Raw genomic sequence first — 14,427 nt, forward strand, 5'->3', positions numbered from 1 at the left:
GGGCCGGGCTTGTGAGGTAAGGCTCAGTTCGCCGCGACAAGGTTGTCCACAGGGGTAGTCGCGATCTATCGCGTTTCGGTACGCTGCTGCCGTGGACCTTCAGAAGCACGCCCAGCCCGCACCGCGCACCTCCGACCTGCGCGCCTCGGACGCCGACCGCGACCGCGTCGCGGACATGCTCCGCGACGCCCTCGCGGAGGGACGGCTCACCGCCGACGAGCACGCCGAGCGGGTCGAGGGCGTGCTGGCCGCCAAGACCGTGGGTGAGCTGGACGTGTTCGTGCGCGACCTGCCCGCCGCGCACCGCGACCGCCCGGCCGCTGCCCCGGCCCCCAACCGGCCGACCGCCGGCGCCATCCCGCCGGACCCCGACGAGAACGTGGTGGCGGTCTTCAGCAGCGCCGTCCGCAAGGGCCGCTGGCGGGCGAGTCGCCGCATCCACGCCTACGCGGTCTTCGGCAGCGTCGAGATAGACCTGAGCGAGGCCGTCTTCGAGTACCAGCAGGTCGTGATCAAGGCCTTCTCCGTCTTCGGCAGCGTCGAGGTCCGCGTCCCGGAGAACGTGTCGCTGCGCGGCACCGGCGGCGGCGTCCTTGGCAATTTCGAGGTGCACACCCTCGACTCCGACGAGCCCGAGGCCCCCGTCGTCTACGTGGACGGCTGGGCCGTGCTGGGCCATGTGGAGGCGCGTCCGAAGCGCGGCAAGGTCGTGGCGGACCTCCTGGGCCGGGTGCACCGCAGGGTCGAGAAGGGTTTGCGCAAGCACCTCTAGCGCACCGGCCACAGCCGTTGGGAACCCAGTGCATAGGCACGCGCACAACGGGTAAGCCTTGACGCATCGTCTCTCGCTCGCGAAGCCGTCGTCAGGAGTAGACCGTGCTGCAACCGCCGCATTCGTCCCTGCAGGTAGCTGCCGTTCCGGCCCAGCGGGTGCCGGTGCGGGACAGGGACCAAGACGCTCCGTGGCACACCGAGGCGGTGTGCCGGCGCGACGAGGCCGGACTGTTCTTCGCCCCCTCCAAGGAACCGACCGCCGCCCGGCTCTCCCGCGAGGAGGCCGCCAAGCGCGTCTGCGCCCAATGTCCGGTCATGGTCGAGTGCCGCGAGCACGCCCTCCTCCAGCCCGAGCCCTACGGCGTCTGGGGCGGCCTCACCGCCGCCGAACGCCGCGTGGTCCTGGCCAGGCGCCGCCGCCGCGAGGCCGAACTGAAGAAGACCCCACGCACCTCGGCGACCCACATAGCCGCGGCGGGATAGTCACCGACGACGCGAAAAAGGCACCCTCTCCGCACAGAGGGTGCCTTTCTCATGCGCTGACGGTGCTTGTGCCGCCCCGGTCCGGGCATCGCCCGCAGGGGCGCGGGGAACTGCGCGACCAGCCACACTCCACCCGCACCCGCCGGCGGACAGGCACCCCCACCTCGGAAGGCGCTCCCACTTCGGAAGGCGCCCCCCGGACCGACGGAGTCACTTCGCCCGGTCGAAATCCACCGCGCTGTACGCCCGCAGCTTGCTCAGCCGATGCTCGGAGTCGATCCGCCGCACCGTCCCCGACTTGGACCGCATCACGATCGAGTCGGTCGTCGCCGTCTCCGACCGGTACCGCACCCCGCGCAGCAGCTCCCCGTCGGTGATGCCGGTCGCGACGAAGAAGACGTTGTCCCCGGAGACCAGGTCGTCGGTGGTCAGGACGCGGTCCAGGTCGTGCCCGGCACTGATCGCACGCTGCCGCTCCTCGTCGTCCTTCGGCCACAGCTTGCCCTGGATGGTGCCGCCCAGGCACTTCACCGCGCAGGCCGAGATGATGCCCTCGGGGGTGCCGCCGACACCGAGCAGCAGGTCGATGCCGGTGCCCTCGCGCAGCGCCAGGATGGAGCCGGCCACGTCGCCGTCGGAGATCAGCTTGATGCGGGCGCCGGTCTCCCGGACCGCCTTGATCAGGCCCTGGTGGCGGGGCCGGTCGAGGATGACGACGGTGACGTCCTCGGGGGTGCGCCGCTTGGCCTTGGCGATCCGGCGGATGTTCACGGACACCGGCGCGTTGATGTCGACGAAGTCCGCGGCCTCCGGGCCGGTCACCAGCTTGTCCATGTAGAAGACGGCGGACGGGTCGAACATGGAGCCGCGCTCGGCGGCGGCGAGCACCGCGATGGCGTTGGTCATGCCGTTGGCGGTCAGCGTGGTGCCGTCGATCGGGTCGACGGCGATGTCGACCTCGGCGCCGGTCCCGTCGCCGACCCGCTCCCCGTTGAAGAGCATCGGGGCCTCGTCCTTCTCGCCCTCGCCGATGACGACGACGCCGTTCATCGAGACGGTGTGGACGAGGGTCCGCATGGCGCGCACGGCGGCACCGTCGGCGCCGTTCTTGTCACCGCGCCCGACCCAGCGGCCGGCGGCCATCGCCGCGGCCTCGGTGACCCGCACCAGTTCCATGGCGAGGTTGCGGTCGGGGGCCTCTGAGGGGACGTCCAGCTCGGACGGCAAGTGATGCTCGGTCATCGGAGCGCACCTTTCTGATACGACGACGGCCGGATGAGGGTATGGCCATGACTCTATCGTCAGTCCGACAAAATGAGCAGGGGACCCCACGTTTGAGCGGATCAGGCACCTGCGACGATAGGGGGCGTGGCAGGTATGAAAGGCAAGCAGAAGTCGGCCCGGGACATGATCCTCTCCCTCGGGCTCATCGTCCTCGCGGCGGGCGTCATCTGGATCTTCATCCCGCACGACGACGGCGAACCGGACGTCAAGCGGGTCGACTACCGGGTGGAGCTGCTGACCGCGCAGCGCGCCGCGTCGTACCCGGTGGCGGCACCCGAGGGCCTGTCCGAGGACTGGAAGCCGACCTCGGTCCGCTTCCAGGGTGACGAGTTCGACGCCTGGCACCTGGGTTTCCACGCCCCGGACGGCGAGTACGTGGCGGTCGAGCAGTCCACGCAGAAGCCCGCCACGTTCATCGAGGACGCCAGCCAGGGCTCACGGGCCACCGAGCGCACCGAGGAGATCGGCGGCCGCACGTGGACCCGGTACACCGGTGGCCGGTACGACGCGCTGGTGCTGGAGGGTGACTCCGCCATGAAGGGCGCGACGACGGTCGTGGCCGGCACGGGGTCGTTCGAGCAGCTGGGCAGGATGGCGGCGGCGCTGAAGCTGGCGTGACCCCTCGCACGGCGAAGCCCCCGGCCGCTGGGCCGGGGGCTTCGCCGTGGGTCCGTGCGGACCGTGCCGGGGGTCAGACCGTCGTGACGACCTGGTCGTAGGAGAGGCGCGGGGAGCGCGGGAACCAGGCGTCCGGGCCCGGACGGCCGATGTTGACGACCATCAGCGGGGTGTGGTCGTCGTCCAGGAACTCCTTGCGGACGCCCTCGAAGTCGAAGCCGGTCATCGGACCGGCGGCCAGGCCCGCGGCGCGGACGCCGACGATGAAGTACGCGGCCTGGAGGGCGGAGTTCAGCAGGGCGGCGCCCTCGCGCGCCGGGCGCTCGCTGAAGAAGGCGTCCTTGGCCTGCGGGAAGTGCGGGAAGAGCTGCGGCAGCTCGTCGTGGAACTCGTTGTCCGCCGAGAGGATCGCGACCAGCGGGGCGGCGGCGGTCTTGGGCCGGTTGCCCTCGGCCATGTGCTGGACGAGGCGCTCGCGGGCCTCGGCGGAGCGGACCAGCGTGATGCGCAGGGGGGACTGGTTGAAGGCGGTCGGGCCGTACTTGACCAGGTCGTAGATCGCCTGCACCTGCTCGTCGGTCACCGGCTCGTCGGTGAAGGTGTTCGCGGTGCGGGCCTCGCGGAACAGCAGGTCCTGGGCGGCGGGGTCAAGAACGAGAGACATACGTGATCTTCCTCGGTGGTGCGTCGGCTCCACGCCGGTGGGGCGCCGGGAGCCGTTGACCGGACCGACGGTACGGGAGAGAAGTTCAAGGTTCAACCAAAAGAGGAATGCGGTGATCCGCTTCACATGGTGGGTAAAGAAGGGAGTGGCGTGGGTCACATCGCGTCTGCGATGAGTTGCCGCGGGCGCCGGGGTCGTAAAGGGCGGTACACCGCCTCACACAGATGGGACCACTCGACATGACCGCCACCGTGAAGGGCCCGGCCTCCTACTTCCCCGCCATCGAGAAGAAGTACGGCCGTCCGGTCGCCGAGTGGAAGGAACTCATCCGCTCCTCGCCGCTCACCAAGCACATGGAGCTGGTCGGCTGGCTCAAGACCGAGCACGGTCTGGGCCACGGGCACGCGAACGCGCTGGTCGCGCACACGCTGGCGGAGGACACGGCGAAGGAGGGCTAGCGGGTCCCGTCCCCCTCGTCGTCCTCGTCGCCCTCACCCTCCGAGCCCGCCCCCTCGGCCAGCGCCGCGTCCAGGCGGGCCCGGGCGCCGTCCAGCCGGCGGCGGCACACCTTCGCCAGCTCCTCGCCCCGCTCCCACAGGGCGAGGGACTCCTCCAGCGTCGTACCGCCGGCCTCCAGCCGCCGGACGACCTCGATCAGCTCGTCCCGTGCCTGCTCGTACCCGAGCGCCTCGGACATGGCCGTCGGCTGCTCCACCTCGCTGGTCATCCACCCACCCTATGCGTCGACTCGTACGGAGAAATCTCCCTCGGCGACCCGCGCCCGCAGCGTCTCACCGGGCTCCACCTCGCCGGGGTCCCGGACGGCGTGTCCGTCCGCCCGCTGGAGCACGGCGTACCCCCGCGCGAGGGTCGCGGCGGGGGAGAGGGCCACCACGCGCGCGTGCGTGTGCGTCAGCTCGGAGTCGGCCCGGTCCAGGTGGTGCCGCAACGAGCGGCGGCCCCGGTCCAGCAGGGCCGTCACCTGCTCGGCCCGCTCCTCGATCATCCGGTGCGGATCCTGTATCGACGGCCGGGCCAGCGCGTGGGCCAGCCCCCGCTCCTCCCTGTCCACGTAGGCCGCGACACACCGCCGCGCACGGTCCCGCAACTGCCGCACCCGCTCGTACTCCTCGCCGACGTCCGGCACGACCTTCTTCGCGGCGTCGGTCGGTGTGGAGGCGCGCAGGTCGGCGACGTGGTCGAGGAGTGGATTGTCCGGTTCGTGCCCGATCGCCGAGACGACCGGCGTACGGCACGCGGCGACCGCCCGCACCAGCTGTTCGTCGGAGAACGGCAGCAGGTCCTCGACGCTGCCGCCGCCGCGCGCGACGACGATCACGTCCACGTCGTCCCTCGCGTCCAGCTCCTTCACCGCCTGCACCACCTGCGGCACCGCGTGCACGCCCTGCACGGGGACGTTGCGCACCTCGAAGCGGACGGCCGGCCAGCGATGCCTGGAGTTCTCCAGGACGTCCCGCTCGGCCGCCGAGGCGCGGCCGCACACGAGGCCGATCAACCGCGGCAGGAACGGCAGCGGCTTCTTCCGCTCCGGCGCGAAGAGCCCCTCTCGCGCGAGGGCCTTCTTCAGCTGCTCCAGCCGCGCCAGCAGCTCCCCGACACCCACGGGCTTGATCTCGGCGGCCCGCAGCGACAGCTGCCCGCGCGGCGCGTACCACTCCGGCTTGGCGTGCACGACCACCCGCGCGCCCTCGCCGACCACGTCCGCCACCGCGTCGAACACCTGCCGGTAACAGGTGACGCTCACGGAGATGTCGTACGACGGGTCGCGCAGCGTCAGGAAGACGACCCCCGCGCCCGGCCGCCGCGACAGCTGTGTGATCTGCCCCTCGATCCAGACCGCGCCGAGCCGGTCGATCCACCCTCCGATCAGCCGCGACACCTCACCCACGGGCAGCGGGCTTTCGGGAGTGGAGTTAACAGCCATGCGCCCGAGCGTAACGGCCGGGTACGACATCCCTGCGGGGCTTGGGCGGCTGGGGCTCGGCACGCACGCGTGCCGGCCGGCGGTGGATCCGTGCCTCACGCGCGGTGACCGCCGCCTATGTACGCGTCCGAGCACGCCGCCGCGCGGGCGGACGAGGTTCGGGGCGGTGTGCCTGCGCATTCGGCTTGGGTGGCGCGCCTGTGCACACGGCTTGGGCGGCGCGCGGTGCGTTCGGCGTGTCCGTGAGCCTGGGCCGGGGCGTTCCGGCCCGCAGCTCTGTCCCGGCTCGTGTGCCCGGCGCGGCCCGGAGTACCCGGCGCGGCCTGCGTGCCCGGCGCGGCCCGGAGTGCCTGGGCCGGCGTGGGTGCCCGGCCTGGCCTGCGTGCGCGGCCTGGCCCGGAGTGCCCGGCCTGACGTGCGTGCGAGGCCTGGCCCGCGTGCCCGGCCCGGAGTGCACGCACGCGCCTACATCCAGTGCGCGTCGCGCGTGCCGACCGCCCTCGTCGTGGAGCGCACCCTCGTCGCGGGCGCCGCCCACCCCGCCGCGGCGGGTCACATCCCCGCCGAGCGCCTCCCGCGTGCCTGGGCCGCCAGGACCACCAGGCCGACCGCCAGCCAGATCGCCCCGACGACCTGCGCACTGCCCGACGCCTCCACGATCACCGCGACCGTGATCGCCGCGCCCAGGACCGGCACCACCAGGTGCTTCCACCAGTTCACCGGCGCGTCCCCGCGCCGCCGGACCACGAACCAGCCCACCACGCTCGCGTGCAGCAGCGTGAACGCGGTCAGCGCGCCGACGTCGACCACCGAGACCAAGTGGTCGAGGCCGTCGTCCCGGCGGGCCGCCCACACCGCCGCCGCCATCGTGATCACCGCCGAGACCAGCAGCGCCACGCGCGGTACCCCGGAATCCGTCCGCGACAGCACCCCCGGCAGCCGCCGGTCGCGGCCCATCGCGAACAGCAGCCGTCCGGCCGCCGCCTGCCCGGCCAGCGCCGCGAACGCCGCCCCGATCGCCTTGCTGACCGCGACCAGGTCGTGCAGCCACGTCCCCACCGACGCGTCCACGGCGTCGTAGAAGGCCGACCCCTGCCGCTCCGGCTCCGCCGCCAGCTGCGCCGACGACACGGGCTCGAGCAGCGCCACCAGATACGTCTGCGCGACGAACAGCACACCCGCCAGCGCCAGGCAGAACAGCAGGGCCCGCGCGACCTTCGCCGATCCGCCGGTGACCTCCTCCGCGAACGTCGCGATCGCGTCGAAGCCCAGGTACGACAGCACCGCCACCGACACCGCGCCGACCACCGCCGACAGCGCGAAGGCCCCCTGCGTACCGTCCCCGGACAGGGGCGACAGCCAGTCGCGCGCGGCCCCGTCCCGGGCCAGGACCACGATCGCCGCCACCACGAACACCACCAGGACCACGATCTCCATGGCGAGCACCAGGAAGCCCACCCGGGCCGCCGCCCGCACCCCCCACAGGTTCAGCAGCGTCGTGACGATCACCGCGATCGCCGTCCACACCCACCGGGAGACCTCCGGAACCAGCGCCTCCATCGCGATCCCGGAGAACAGGTACGCCACCGCCGGGATGAGGACGTAGTCCAGCATCGCCATCCACCCCGCGACGAACCCCGCCCCGTTGCCGAGCCCCACGCGCGCGTACGCGAACACCGACCCGGCCTGGGGGACCACCCGCACCATCTGCGCGTAGCTGAACGCGGTGAACGCCATCGCGATCGTGGCGACGACGTACACCAGCGCCACTGCGCCGTGCGACTTGGCGTCCAGCGTGCCGAACACGCCGACCGGCGCCATGGGCGCGATGAACAGCAGGCCGTAGACGACCAGGTCCCTGAAGCCCAGACTGCGCCGCAGCTGGTGTTCCTCACCGGCCCCCGGGGCCGTCGTACCGGTCTCCGACATCGTGCCTCCGCCAGCGCCTCGGACTCCGCCTCGAACTCCGCCTCGGAATGTTCCCGTCAGTCTCCCCGGCAACGCCGTACCCACGCGATCTCTGACCCGCCGAACGCGGCCTTACGATGGGTGCCATGACTGCTTCGCCTGGCCGCCGTGTCCTGCTCGCCGCCCCCCGTGGCTACTGCGCGGGTGTGGACCGCGCCGTGATCGCCGTCGAGAAAGCCCTGGAGCAGTACGGGGCTCCGGTGTACGTCCGGCACGAGATCGTTCACAACAAGTACGTCGTCCAGACCCTGGAGAAGAAGGGCGCGATCTTCGTCGAGCAGACGGAGGAGGTCCCCCCGGGGAACATCGTCATGTTCTCCGCCCATGGCGTGGCGCCCGTCGTCCACGAGGAGGCCGAGCGCGGCCGGCTCGCCACCATCGACGCCACCTGCCCGCTCGTCACCAAGGTCCACAAGGAAGCCGTCCGCTTCGCCAATGACGACTACGACATCCTCCTGATCGGCCACGAGGGCCACGAGGAGGTCATCGGCACCTCCGGGGAGGCCCCCGACCACATCCAGCTCGTCGACGGCCCCGAGGACGTCGCGAAGGTCGAGGTCCGCGACCCGTCCAAGGTGGTGTGGCTCTCCCAGACGACCCTGTCCGTCGACGAGACCATGGAGACCGTCGACGCGCTCAAGGACAAGTTCCCGCAGCTCATCTCGCCGCCGAGCGACGACATCTGCTACGCCACGCAGAACCGCCAGCTCGCGGTGAAGCAGATGGGTGCCGAGGCCGACCTGGTGATCGTCGTCGGCTCGCGCAACTCCTCCAACTCCAAGCGGCTCGTCGAGGTCGCCAAGCAGGCGGGCGCCCGCGAGGCGTACCTCGTGGACTTCGCCGACGAGGCCGACGAGGCCTGGCTGGAGGGCGTGACCACGGTCGGCGTCACCTCCGGCGCGTCCGTCCCGGACGTCCTGGTCGAGCAGGTCCTGGAGTGGCTGTCGCAGCGCGGCTTCGAGGACGTGGAGATCGTCAAGGCCGCCGAGGAGTCGATCACCTTCTCGCTGCCCAAGGAACTCCGCCGCGACCTGCGCGAGGAGGCCGCGACCCTGGTGGAGGGCCGGGGCGGCTCGGGTACCGCCGGGGCGTGACCGTCAGTCGCAGGCCGTAACGTGGGTGCCATGCAGATCTTCGGCGTGGACATCGGCGGATCCGGGATCAAGGGCGCCCCTGTGGACCTCGACAGGGGCGACCTGGCCCAGGAGCGCTGCAAGGTACTGACTCCGCAACCGGCGGATCCGGGCGGCGTGGCCGACGGGGTCAAGGAGGTCGTCGAGCACTTCGGCTGGACCGGTCCGGTCGGACTCACCTTCCCGGGCGTGGTGACCGGCGGCGCCATGGTCCGCACCGCGGCCAACGTCGACAAGAGCTGGGTCGACACGGACGCGCGGAGCCTGTTCGCGGAGCGGCTGGGCGGGCTGGACGTGACGGTCGTCAACGACGCGGACGCGGCGGGCGTCGCCGAGATGAACTTCGGCGCCGGGCGCGGCCGGCAGGGCACGGTGGTCCTGCTCACCTTCGGCACGGGCATCGGGAGCGCCGTCTTCCACGGCGGTGTCCTCGTCCCCAACACCGAGCTGGGGCACCTGGAGCTGGACGGCCACGACGCGGAGAAGCGGGCCTCCAGCAAGGTCAAGGAGGACCACGACATGTCGTGGGAGCACTGGGCCCACCGGGTGCGGAAGTACCTCGCCCACGTCGAGATGCTGTTCTCGCCGGAGCTGTTCATCATCGGCGGCGGGGTCAGCCGGAAGTCACACAAGTTCCTGCACTACATCGAGGGCATCCAGGCGGAGATCGTCCCCGCCCAGCTCCAGAACAACGCGGGGATCGTCGGCGCGGCGATGCACGCGTCCCGCTGACCGCGGCCCTCGCACCGTCCGCCGCGGGTCAGCCCGGCGGACGGTTCCGGGCGGCGGCCCGCCGGCGGCGCACCAGCCGGATCCTGCGGACGATCACCGTCGACCCCGCGACCAGCGTCCCGCCGTACAACCACCCGGCCTCGGTGGCCAGCGCGGTCACGATCCCCATCAGCCGCCCCCCGAGGCCGCCGTCCCCGCTCTCGGCCACGGTCACCAGCCCCACCGCGAAGGCGATCGGCACGACGACGGGGGCGGTCAGCAGGTCGCCGCGGCGCACCCAGACCGCGGTGAGCAGGCACACCGGCACGAACAGCACGCCGTAGACGGTCGGGGACGCTCCGAAGAGCAGCGCGTCGAGGTAGCCGAGCACGACCATGACGGCGGCGCAGAACAGACCGCTGCCCAGACCCGTCAGCCGCGGGTTGGGCAGCGTGCGCCGGGCACCCGCCTCCCGCGCCGCCGACGACGGAGCGGGCCGGCCGGCCTGCCGCCCGCCGGCCGCCCGCGCCGTACCGCCGCCCGCCCCCGGACCCGCCGTCCGCCCGACCGGACGGCCGGCAGCGGCGCCGCCCCGCCCCTGCGGGGGCAGCGCCGCCCGGCTCCGTCGCGGTCCGTACTGCGCAGGTCGCGTCCTGTGTTGCTCCACTGGACCAACTTAGGTCGGTTTATGTGCCGAATAGGCCGACAGACACGCCGTCGGCCGGAGCTTGGCCAAGCGTTCGACACCACGCGGGGGCGGTACCGGCCACCCCGTAGACTGGTGGATCGGCCCTGCCTGGCCCGCCCCACCTCCTCCGCATCCTCACGTACGGGAAGTCGCAACGTGTCGCTCACGATCGGAATCGTCGGTCTGCCGAATGTCGGCAAGTCGACCCTGTTCAACGCCCTGACCAAGAACGACGTGCTCGCGGCCAACTACCCGTTCGCCACGATCGAGCCCAACGTCGGCGTCGTGGGAGTCCCGGACCCCCGCCTGACGAAGCTGGCCGAGATCTTCTCCTCGGAGAAGGTCCTCCCGGCCACGGTCGACTTCGTGGACATCGCGGGCATCGTGCGCGGCGCGAGCGAGGGCGAGGGCCTGGGCAACAAGTTCCTCGCGAACATCCGCGAGTCCGACGCGATCTGCCAGGTCATCCGGGCCTTCAAGGACGAGAACGTCGTCCACGTCGACGGCAAGGTCTCGCCCAAGGACGACATCGAGACGATCAACACCGAGCTGATCCTCGCCGACCTCCAGACCATCGAGAAGGTCCTCCCGCGCCTCCAGAAGGAGTCCCGGATCAAGAAGGACATCGCGCCGAAGGTCAAGGCCGTCGAGGAGGCCAAGGAGATCCTGGAGAAGGGCGACACGCTCTTCGCCCACGGCATCGTCCAGGGCACCGAGCGCAACGAGCTCCTCCACGACCTCCACCTCCTCACGACCAAGCCCTTCCTCTACGTCTTCAACGTCGACGAGGACGAGCTGACCGACGAAGACTTCAAGAACGAGCAGCGCGCGCTGGTCGCCCCCGCGGAGGCGATCTTCCTCAACGCCAAGCTGGAGTCGGATCTCGCCGAGCTGGACGAGGACGAGGCCCTGGAACTCCTCCAGTCCGTCGGCCAGGAGGAACCCGGCCTCGCCACCCTCGCCCACGTCGGCTTCCGCACCCTCGGGCTGCAGACCTACCTGACGGCCGGCCCCAAGGAATCCCGCGCCTGGACCATCAAGAAGGGCGCCACCGCCCCGGAGGCCGCCGGTGTCATCCACACCGACTTCCAGAAGGGCTTCATCAAGGCCGAGGTCATCTCCTACGACGACCTGGTCACCACCGGCTCGGTGACGGAGGCCCGCGCCAAGGGCAAGGCGCGGATGGAGGGCAAGGAGTACGTGATGCGGGACGGGGACGTGGTGGAGTTCCGCTTCAACGTGTAGCTGAGAGACGGGTGCCCGCGTCGACACGGTGGCGCGTATTCTGCCGCCGTGGCGCTGCGCTTTGAGACCCGTGGGTCCGACTCGTCGTGGGTCGACGCCGTGTGGACCTGTCGGAGTGAGCGGGTGACGGGGATGACGTCCGTCGCCGGGGTGCGTTGGGGGCTGGTGTTCTGGGAGCAGGACGGGCGGGCGTTCGCGGGGGTGACCGGGCCCGAGACCCGGGCCGGTACGGCGCCGGTGCCGGAGGGGGCGCGGTTCACCGGGATCGAGTTCGCCGTGGGTACGTCGTTGCGGGCCGTGCCCGTGTCGGGGCTGGTCGACGGGGGCGTCGTGCTGCCCGACACCACGCGGCGGACGTTCCGGCTGGACGGGGGGCGCTGGGAGACGCCCGGGGCCGATGACGCCGAGGCTCTGGTGGAGCGTCTGGTCAGGGACGGAGTGCTGGTTCGTGATCCGGTCGTCGCCGAGGTGCTCCGGGGGGCTCGGCCGGAGGTGTCGGGGCGTACGGTCGAGCGGCGGTTCCGGGCTGCGACCGGGCTGACGCGGGGTGCCGTCCGGCAGATCGAGCGGGCTCGCACGGCGGCGGAGCTGCTGGCGGCCGGGGAGCCGGCCGCCGACGTCGTCGGCAAGCTGGAGTACTTCGACGAGCCGCACCTGGCTCGGGCCCTGCGCGCCTATGTCGGGCGCACCGCCGGGCAGCTGCGCGACGGTGCCGGTGGTGCGATCGCCCTCGACCTGGATCAGCGCGCCGATCAGCGCGCCGATTAGCGCTTGACGTCGTAGACCAGCTTCAGGATGCCGTTCGAGTAGCTCTGCGACTCCCGCAGGGTCAGCATCTGCTTGTCGCGGTCGGACCGGCCGAACAGGCTCTTCCCGGCACCGAGCAGCGTGGGGAAGACGAGCAGGTTGTACTGGTCGATCAGGCCCGCGTCCGCCAGCCGCCGGGCCAGTTCCGCGCTTCCGTGGATGAAGATCCCGCCTCCCTCGCCCTCCTTGAGCGCGGCGACGTCCTCGGTCGAGCGCAGGATGGTCGTCGGGCCCCACCCGTCGACGAGGGCGTCTTCCGACAGCGTGGTCGAGACGACGTACTTGGGCATGTCCTTGTAGGCGGCGTGGTCCTCCGAGCCGGGCCAGACCGGCGCGAACGCCTCGTAGCTGCGGCGGCCGAACATCAGCGCCGTCGTGTCGGCCAGCTCCTCGGCCTTCAGCGACCAGGCTTCCGGCACGAACTCGAGGTCCTTGAAGACCCAGCCGCCGCTGCGGTGCCCCTCGGTCGGCCCGCCGCCGGGCGAGTCCACCACGCCGTCGAGCGACATGAAGCCGGTGTAGACCAAGTCACGCATGGTGGTGTCTCCTCAGGGTGGGTGGCCGGCGAGCTGTTGAGGCCACGTTAGAACGCGGGCCGGGGGCTCGTCTTGGACGGAAACGACACGGGAGGGTCGGGCCAGCTCTCCGTGGCGGCCCGAGGCTGCGCCCTATCGGGTGGGGGTCGTGTCCAGCGCGCACTCGGCGGCCGCCACGACCGTCCGTGCCTGGTGTTCCACCTGATGGGACACGGGCACCCAGCGCAGCCGCAGCGCCCGCTCGAAGTCGTCGCACCACGCGGTGTACAGGCCGCTCAGCTCCCGGTGCAGACCCGGGGCGGCCCGGTCGTCCGACGCATCGAGGAGCCGCAGCAGCAGGCCCGCCGCCCGCAGTGGCTGACGTCGGGCGACGACGTCGAGGGCACAGACCTCGGCCCTGGTCAGGGGCGCGGGACCGCCGGTGCGGGAGGCGTCGGCCGCCTGCCGGGCCAGCCGGTTCCAGGAGTCGGCGACCAGGTCGTACAGGTCGTCGGCCATCCACTCCAGTACGCGCCGGGGCGCGTCGTCCTCGGCCCGGGGCAGGAATCCGCGGGCCTGGTCGAAGACGGCGGTCACCTGTCGGCCGCTCTCGCGGACCAGCCAGGACAGGTCCCGCAGAACGTGCGCGGCCTCCGGATGCGGGGAGAGGTCGTCGGCCAGGTCGGTGGCCCACATGGGCACTTCGACGATCGCCGTGACCCCGCCGTACCGCTGGGGCGCGCACCAGGTGGACAGCCCGATGTTCTCGGACCCGGCCGCCAGGCGCGCGGCGCTGTCCGGCGGTGGCAGGACGTGGATCCCGGGAGCGGGGTTGTCCCAGTACAGGGCGTCGTACGTGCCGTGCTGGACCGGGATGCCGAGTTCGGCCGCGGAGGTCCCGAAGGGCGCGGCGAGTGCGGGGAGGTCGCGGGTCAGCTGGACCCAGCCGCCGCCCGCGTCGACGTTGTGCAGGGAGCACTGGAGGTGGGGCCGCAGCTCGTCGATGACGTCGAAGAGCGCCCGGCTCTCCGGGAGGTGTCGCTCGACGATCGGCGCCCACTCCGGCTGCTCCGCGGCGACCGGACGGAAGGCGGCCCGGTAGTAACCGGCCAGGGTGTGGTCGGGGCCGGCGGTCGCCGCCTCGATGCCGTCGCTCAGCGCGGCGCCGTCCGGGTCGAGGCACAGGACGATGTCCCAGGTGACGAGGGAGGGGTCGGTCGCCGCGGAGCGCCCGTCGCCGCGCGCCACCCACTCGGCCAGTACGAGAGCGGTCGCGCCGCCGACCGGCTCGTCCGGGTGCGGCCTCGCGACCACCAGGACGTGACGCGGCCCGTGTCCCACGGACAGCATCTCGATCGCTCGTCCGGCGCGGGACACGCCGATGCGGCGCAGGCGGCAGGCCCCGGGGAACCGGGTGACCAGCCGCCGCGCCGACTCGGTGACTTCCGCGACCGTGGGGTAGCGGTTCATCGTGCGGTGCGTCGCCACGTTCGTCGCGCGGTTCATCGCGTACGGCTCCGCTTCGACTCGCGTGTCAGGTCAGGAACCGCCGTTGCCACCGCTGTCGCCGGTGGTCTCCTTCTTGTCCAGCG

General features: G+C 71.8%; 16 protein-coding genes. 8 read left to right on the plus strand and 8 right to left on the minus strand.

Features of this window, described 5'->3' with window-relative positions; translation table 11 throughout:
- The first annotated feature begins 91 nt into the window (after window positions 1-91).
- Both ACFW01_RS08850 and ACFW01_RS08855 read left to right on the plus strand, forming a co-directional pair.
- Complete coding sequence (locus tag ACFW01_RS08850) at window positions 92-772, plus strand: DUF1707 domain-containing protein (RefSeq protein ID WP_384502710.1); 681 nt, start codon at window positions 92-94, stop codon at window positions 770-772.
- Between the two features lie 104 nt (window positions 773-876).
- Window positions 877-1,257 carry a WhiB family transcriptional regulator gene (locus tag ACFW01_RS08855; RefSeq protein ID WP_234954963.1) on the plus strand — a complete coding sequence of 127 codons (381 nt, stop codon included), beginning with the start codon at window positions 877-879 and terminating at the stop codon, window positions 1,255-1,257.
- A gap of 210 nt (window positions 1,258-1,467) precedes the next feature.
- Here the strand turns inward: ACFW01_RS08855 and glpX are convergent, their stop codons facing one another.
- On the minus strand, window positions 1,468-2,499 hold the full coding sequence (gene glpX / locus ACFW01_RS08860; RefSeq protein WP_161325871.1) for a class II fructose-bisphosphatase: 1,032 nt from the start codon (window positions 2,497-2,499) through the stop codon (window positions 1,468-1,470).
- A gap of 126 nt (window positions 2,500-2,625) precedes the next feature.
- Here glpX and ACFW01_RS08865 point away from each other — a divergent pair, with 126 nt between their 5' ends.
- Complete coding sequence (locus tag ACFW01_RS08865; RefSeq protein WP_384502711.1) at window positions 2,626-3,159, plus strand: DUF4245 domain-containing protein; 534 nt, start codon at window positions 2,626-2,628, stop codon at window positions 3,157-3,159.
- A 73-nt stretch (window positions 3,160-3,232) separates the two neighbouring features.
- Here the strand turns inward: ACFW01_RS08865 and ACFW01_RS08870 are convergent, their stop codons facing one another.
- Window positions 3,233-3,823, minus strand: coding sequence for a malonic semialdehyde reductase (locus ACFW01_RS08870; protein WP_384502712.1), 591 nt, complete (start codon window positions 3,821-3,823; stop codon window positions 3,233-3,235).
- 239 nt (window positions 3,824-4,062) lie between these two features.
- Here ACFW01_RS08870 and ACFW01_RS08875 point away from each other — a divergent pair, with 239 nt between their 5' ends.
- A complete protein-coding gene (locus ACFW01_RS08875; protein WP_234954957.1) occupies window positions 4,063-4,281 on the plus strand; it encodes a DUF4287 domain-containing protein in 219 nt (72 codons plus the stop codon).
- Here ACFW01_RS08875 and ACFW01_RS08880 read toward each other — a convergent pair.
- The 3 genes from ACFW01_RS08880 to ACFW01_RS08890 all read right to left on the minus strand — a co-directional run bounded on the left by ACFW01_RS08880 (window position 4,278) and on the right by ACFW01_RS08890 (window position 7,697).
- Window positions 4,278-4,550 (minus strand): exodeoxyribonuclease VII small subunit, encoded by a 273-nt coding sequence (locus ACFW01_RS08880; RefSeq protein ID WP_384502713.1) that lies wholly within the window; start codon window positions 4,548-4,550, stop codon window positions 4,278-4,280. The two genes, ACFW01_RS08875 and ACFW01_RS08880, sit on opposite strands and share 4 nt — an antisense overlap.
- A gap of 9 nt (window positions 4,551-4,559) precedes the next feature.
- Complete coding sequence (xseA, locus tag ACFW01_RS08885; protein ID WP_384502714.1) at window positions 4,560-5,768, minus strand: exodeoxyribonuclease VII large subunit; 1,209 nt, start codon at window positions 5,766-5,768, stop codon at window positions 4,560-4,562.
- Between the two features lie 552 nt (window positions 5,769-6,320).
- Window positions 6,321-7,697 (minus strand): APC family permease, encoded by a 1,377-nt coding sequence (locus tag ACFW01_RS08890; RefSeq protein WP_234954951.1) that lies wholly within the window; start codon window positions 7,695-7,697, stop codon window positions 6,321-6,323.
- 116 nt (window positions 7,698-7,813) lie between these two features.
- Here ACFW01_RS08890 and ACFW01_RS08895 point away from each other — a divergent pair, with 116 nt between their 5' ends.
- Both ACFW01_RS08895 and ppgK read left to right on the plus strand, forming a co-directional pair.
- The gene (locus tag ACFW01_RS08895; RefSeq protein ID WP_234954949.1) at window positions 7,814-8,830 is read left to right on the plus strand and encodes a 4-hydroxy-3-methylbut-2-enyl diphosphate reductase; all 1,017 of its coding nucleotides are present in this window, start codon (window positions 7,814-7,816) and stop codon (window positions 8,828-8,830) included.
- Between the two features lie 30 nt (window positions 8,831-8,860).
- Window positions 8,861-9,601: a polyphosphate--glucose phosphotransferase gene (gene ppgK / locus ACFW01_RS08900; RefSeq protein ID WP_384502715.1), complete on the plus strand. Its 741-nt coding sequence runs from the start codon at window positions 8,861-8,863 to the stop codon at window positions 9,599-9,601.
- Window positions 9,602-9,629: 28 nt separating this feature from the next.
- Here the strand turns inward: ppgK and ACFW01_RS08905 are convergent, their stop codons facing one another.
- Window positions 9,630-10,247, minus strand: coding sequence for a DUF6542 domain-containing protein (locus ACFW01_RS08905; RefSeq protein WP_384502716.1), 618 nt, complete (start codon window positions 10,245-10,247; stop codon window positions 9,630-9,632).
- Between the two features lie 177 nt (window positions 10,248-10,424).
- On the opposite strand from ACFW01_RS08905, the gene ychF reads away from it, so the two are divergent.
- Window positions 10,425-11,513 (plus strand): redox-regulated ATPase YchF, encoded by a 1,089-nt coding sequence (gene ychF / locus ACFW01_RS08910; protein ID WP_384502717.1) that lies wholly within the window; start codon window positions 10,425-10,427, stop codon window positions 11,511-11,513.
- 48 nt (window positions 11,514-11,561) lie between these two features.
- Window positions 11,562-12,281: a helix-turn-helix domain-containing protein gene (locus ACFW01_RS08915; protein WP_384502718.1), complete on the plus strand. Its 720-nt coding sequence runs from the start codon at window positions 11,562-11,564 to the stop codon at window positions 12,279-12,281.
- Here ACFW01_RS08915 and ACFW01_RS08920 read toward each other — a convergent pair.
- Both ACFW01_RS08920 and ACFW01_RS08925 read right to left on the minus strand, forming a co-directional pair.
- Window positions 12,278-12,856 carry a dihydrofolate reductase family protein gene (locus ACFW01_RS08920; RefSeq protein ID WP_384502719.1) on the minus strand — a complete coding sequence of 193 codons (579 nt, stop codon included), beginning with the start codon at window positions 12,854-12,856 and terminating at the stop codon, window positions 12,278-12,280. The two genes, ACFW01_RS08915 and ACFW01_RS08920, sit on opposite strands and share 4 nt — an antisense overlap.
- A gap of 132 nt (window positions 12,857-12,988) precedes the next feature.
- Window positions 12,989-14,305 carry a M14 family zinc carboxypeptidase gene (locus ACFW01_RS08925; RefSeq protein WP_234955420.1) on the minus strand — a complete coding sequence of 439 codons (1,317 nt, stop codon included), beginning with the start codon at window positions 14,303-14,305 and terminating at the stop codon, window positions 12,989-12,991.
- Window positions 14,306-14,427 lie beyond the last annotated feature (122 nt).

The sequence above is a fragment of the Streptomyces sp. NPDC058985 genome, assembly GCF_042740985.1.
Taxonomy (GTDB): Bacteria; Actinomycetota; Actinomycetes; order Streptomycetales; family Streptomycetaceae; genus Streptomyces.

Bases quoted from the DNA above. Each gene is read 5' to 3' on its own strand.
- glpX (WP_161325871.1), bottom strand. From the start codon at position 2,499: ATGACCGAGCATCACTTGCCGTCCGAGCTGGACGTCCCCTCAGAGGCC.
- ACFW01_RS08870 (WP_384502712.1), bottom strand. From the start codon at position 3,823: ATGTCTCTCGTTCTTGACCCCGCCGCCCAGGACCTGCTGTTCCGCGAG.
- ACFW01_RS08875 (WP_234954957.1), top strand. From the start codon at position 4,063: ATGACCGCCACCGTGAAGGGCCCGGCCTCCTACTTCCCCGCCATCGAG.
- ACFW01_RS08880 (WP_384502713.1), bottom strand. From the start codon at position 4,550: ATGACCAGCGAGGTGGAGCAGCCGACGGCCATGTCCGAGGCGCTCGGG.
- xseA (WP_384502714.1), bottom strand. From the start codon at position 5,768: ATGGCTGTTAACTCCACTCCCGAAAGCCCGCTGCCCGTGGGTGAGGTG.
- ACFW01_RS08890 (WP_234954951.1), bottom strand. From the start codon at position 7,697: ATGTCGGAGACCGGTACGACGGCCCCGGGGGCCGGTGAGGAACACCAG.
- ACFW01_RS08895 (WP_234954949.1), top strand. From the start codon at position 7,814: ATGGGTGCCATGACTGCTTCGCCTGGCCGCCGTGTCCTGCTCGCCGCC.
- ppgK (WP_384502715.1), top strand. From the start codon at position 8,861: ATGCAGATCTTCGGCGTGGACATCGGCGGATCCGGGATCAAGGGCGCC.
- ACFW01_RS08920 (WP_384502719.1), bottom strand. From the start codon at position 12,856: ATGCGTGACTTGGTCTACACCGGCTTCATGTCGCTCGACGGCGTGGTG.
- ACFW01_RS08925 (WP_234955420.1), bottom strand. From the start codon at position 14,305: ATGAACCGCTACCCCACGGTCGCGGAAGTCACCGAGTCGGCGCGGCGG.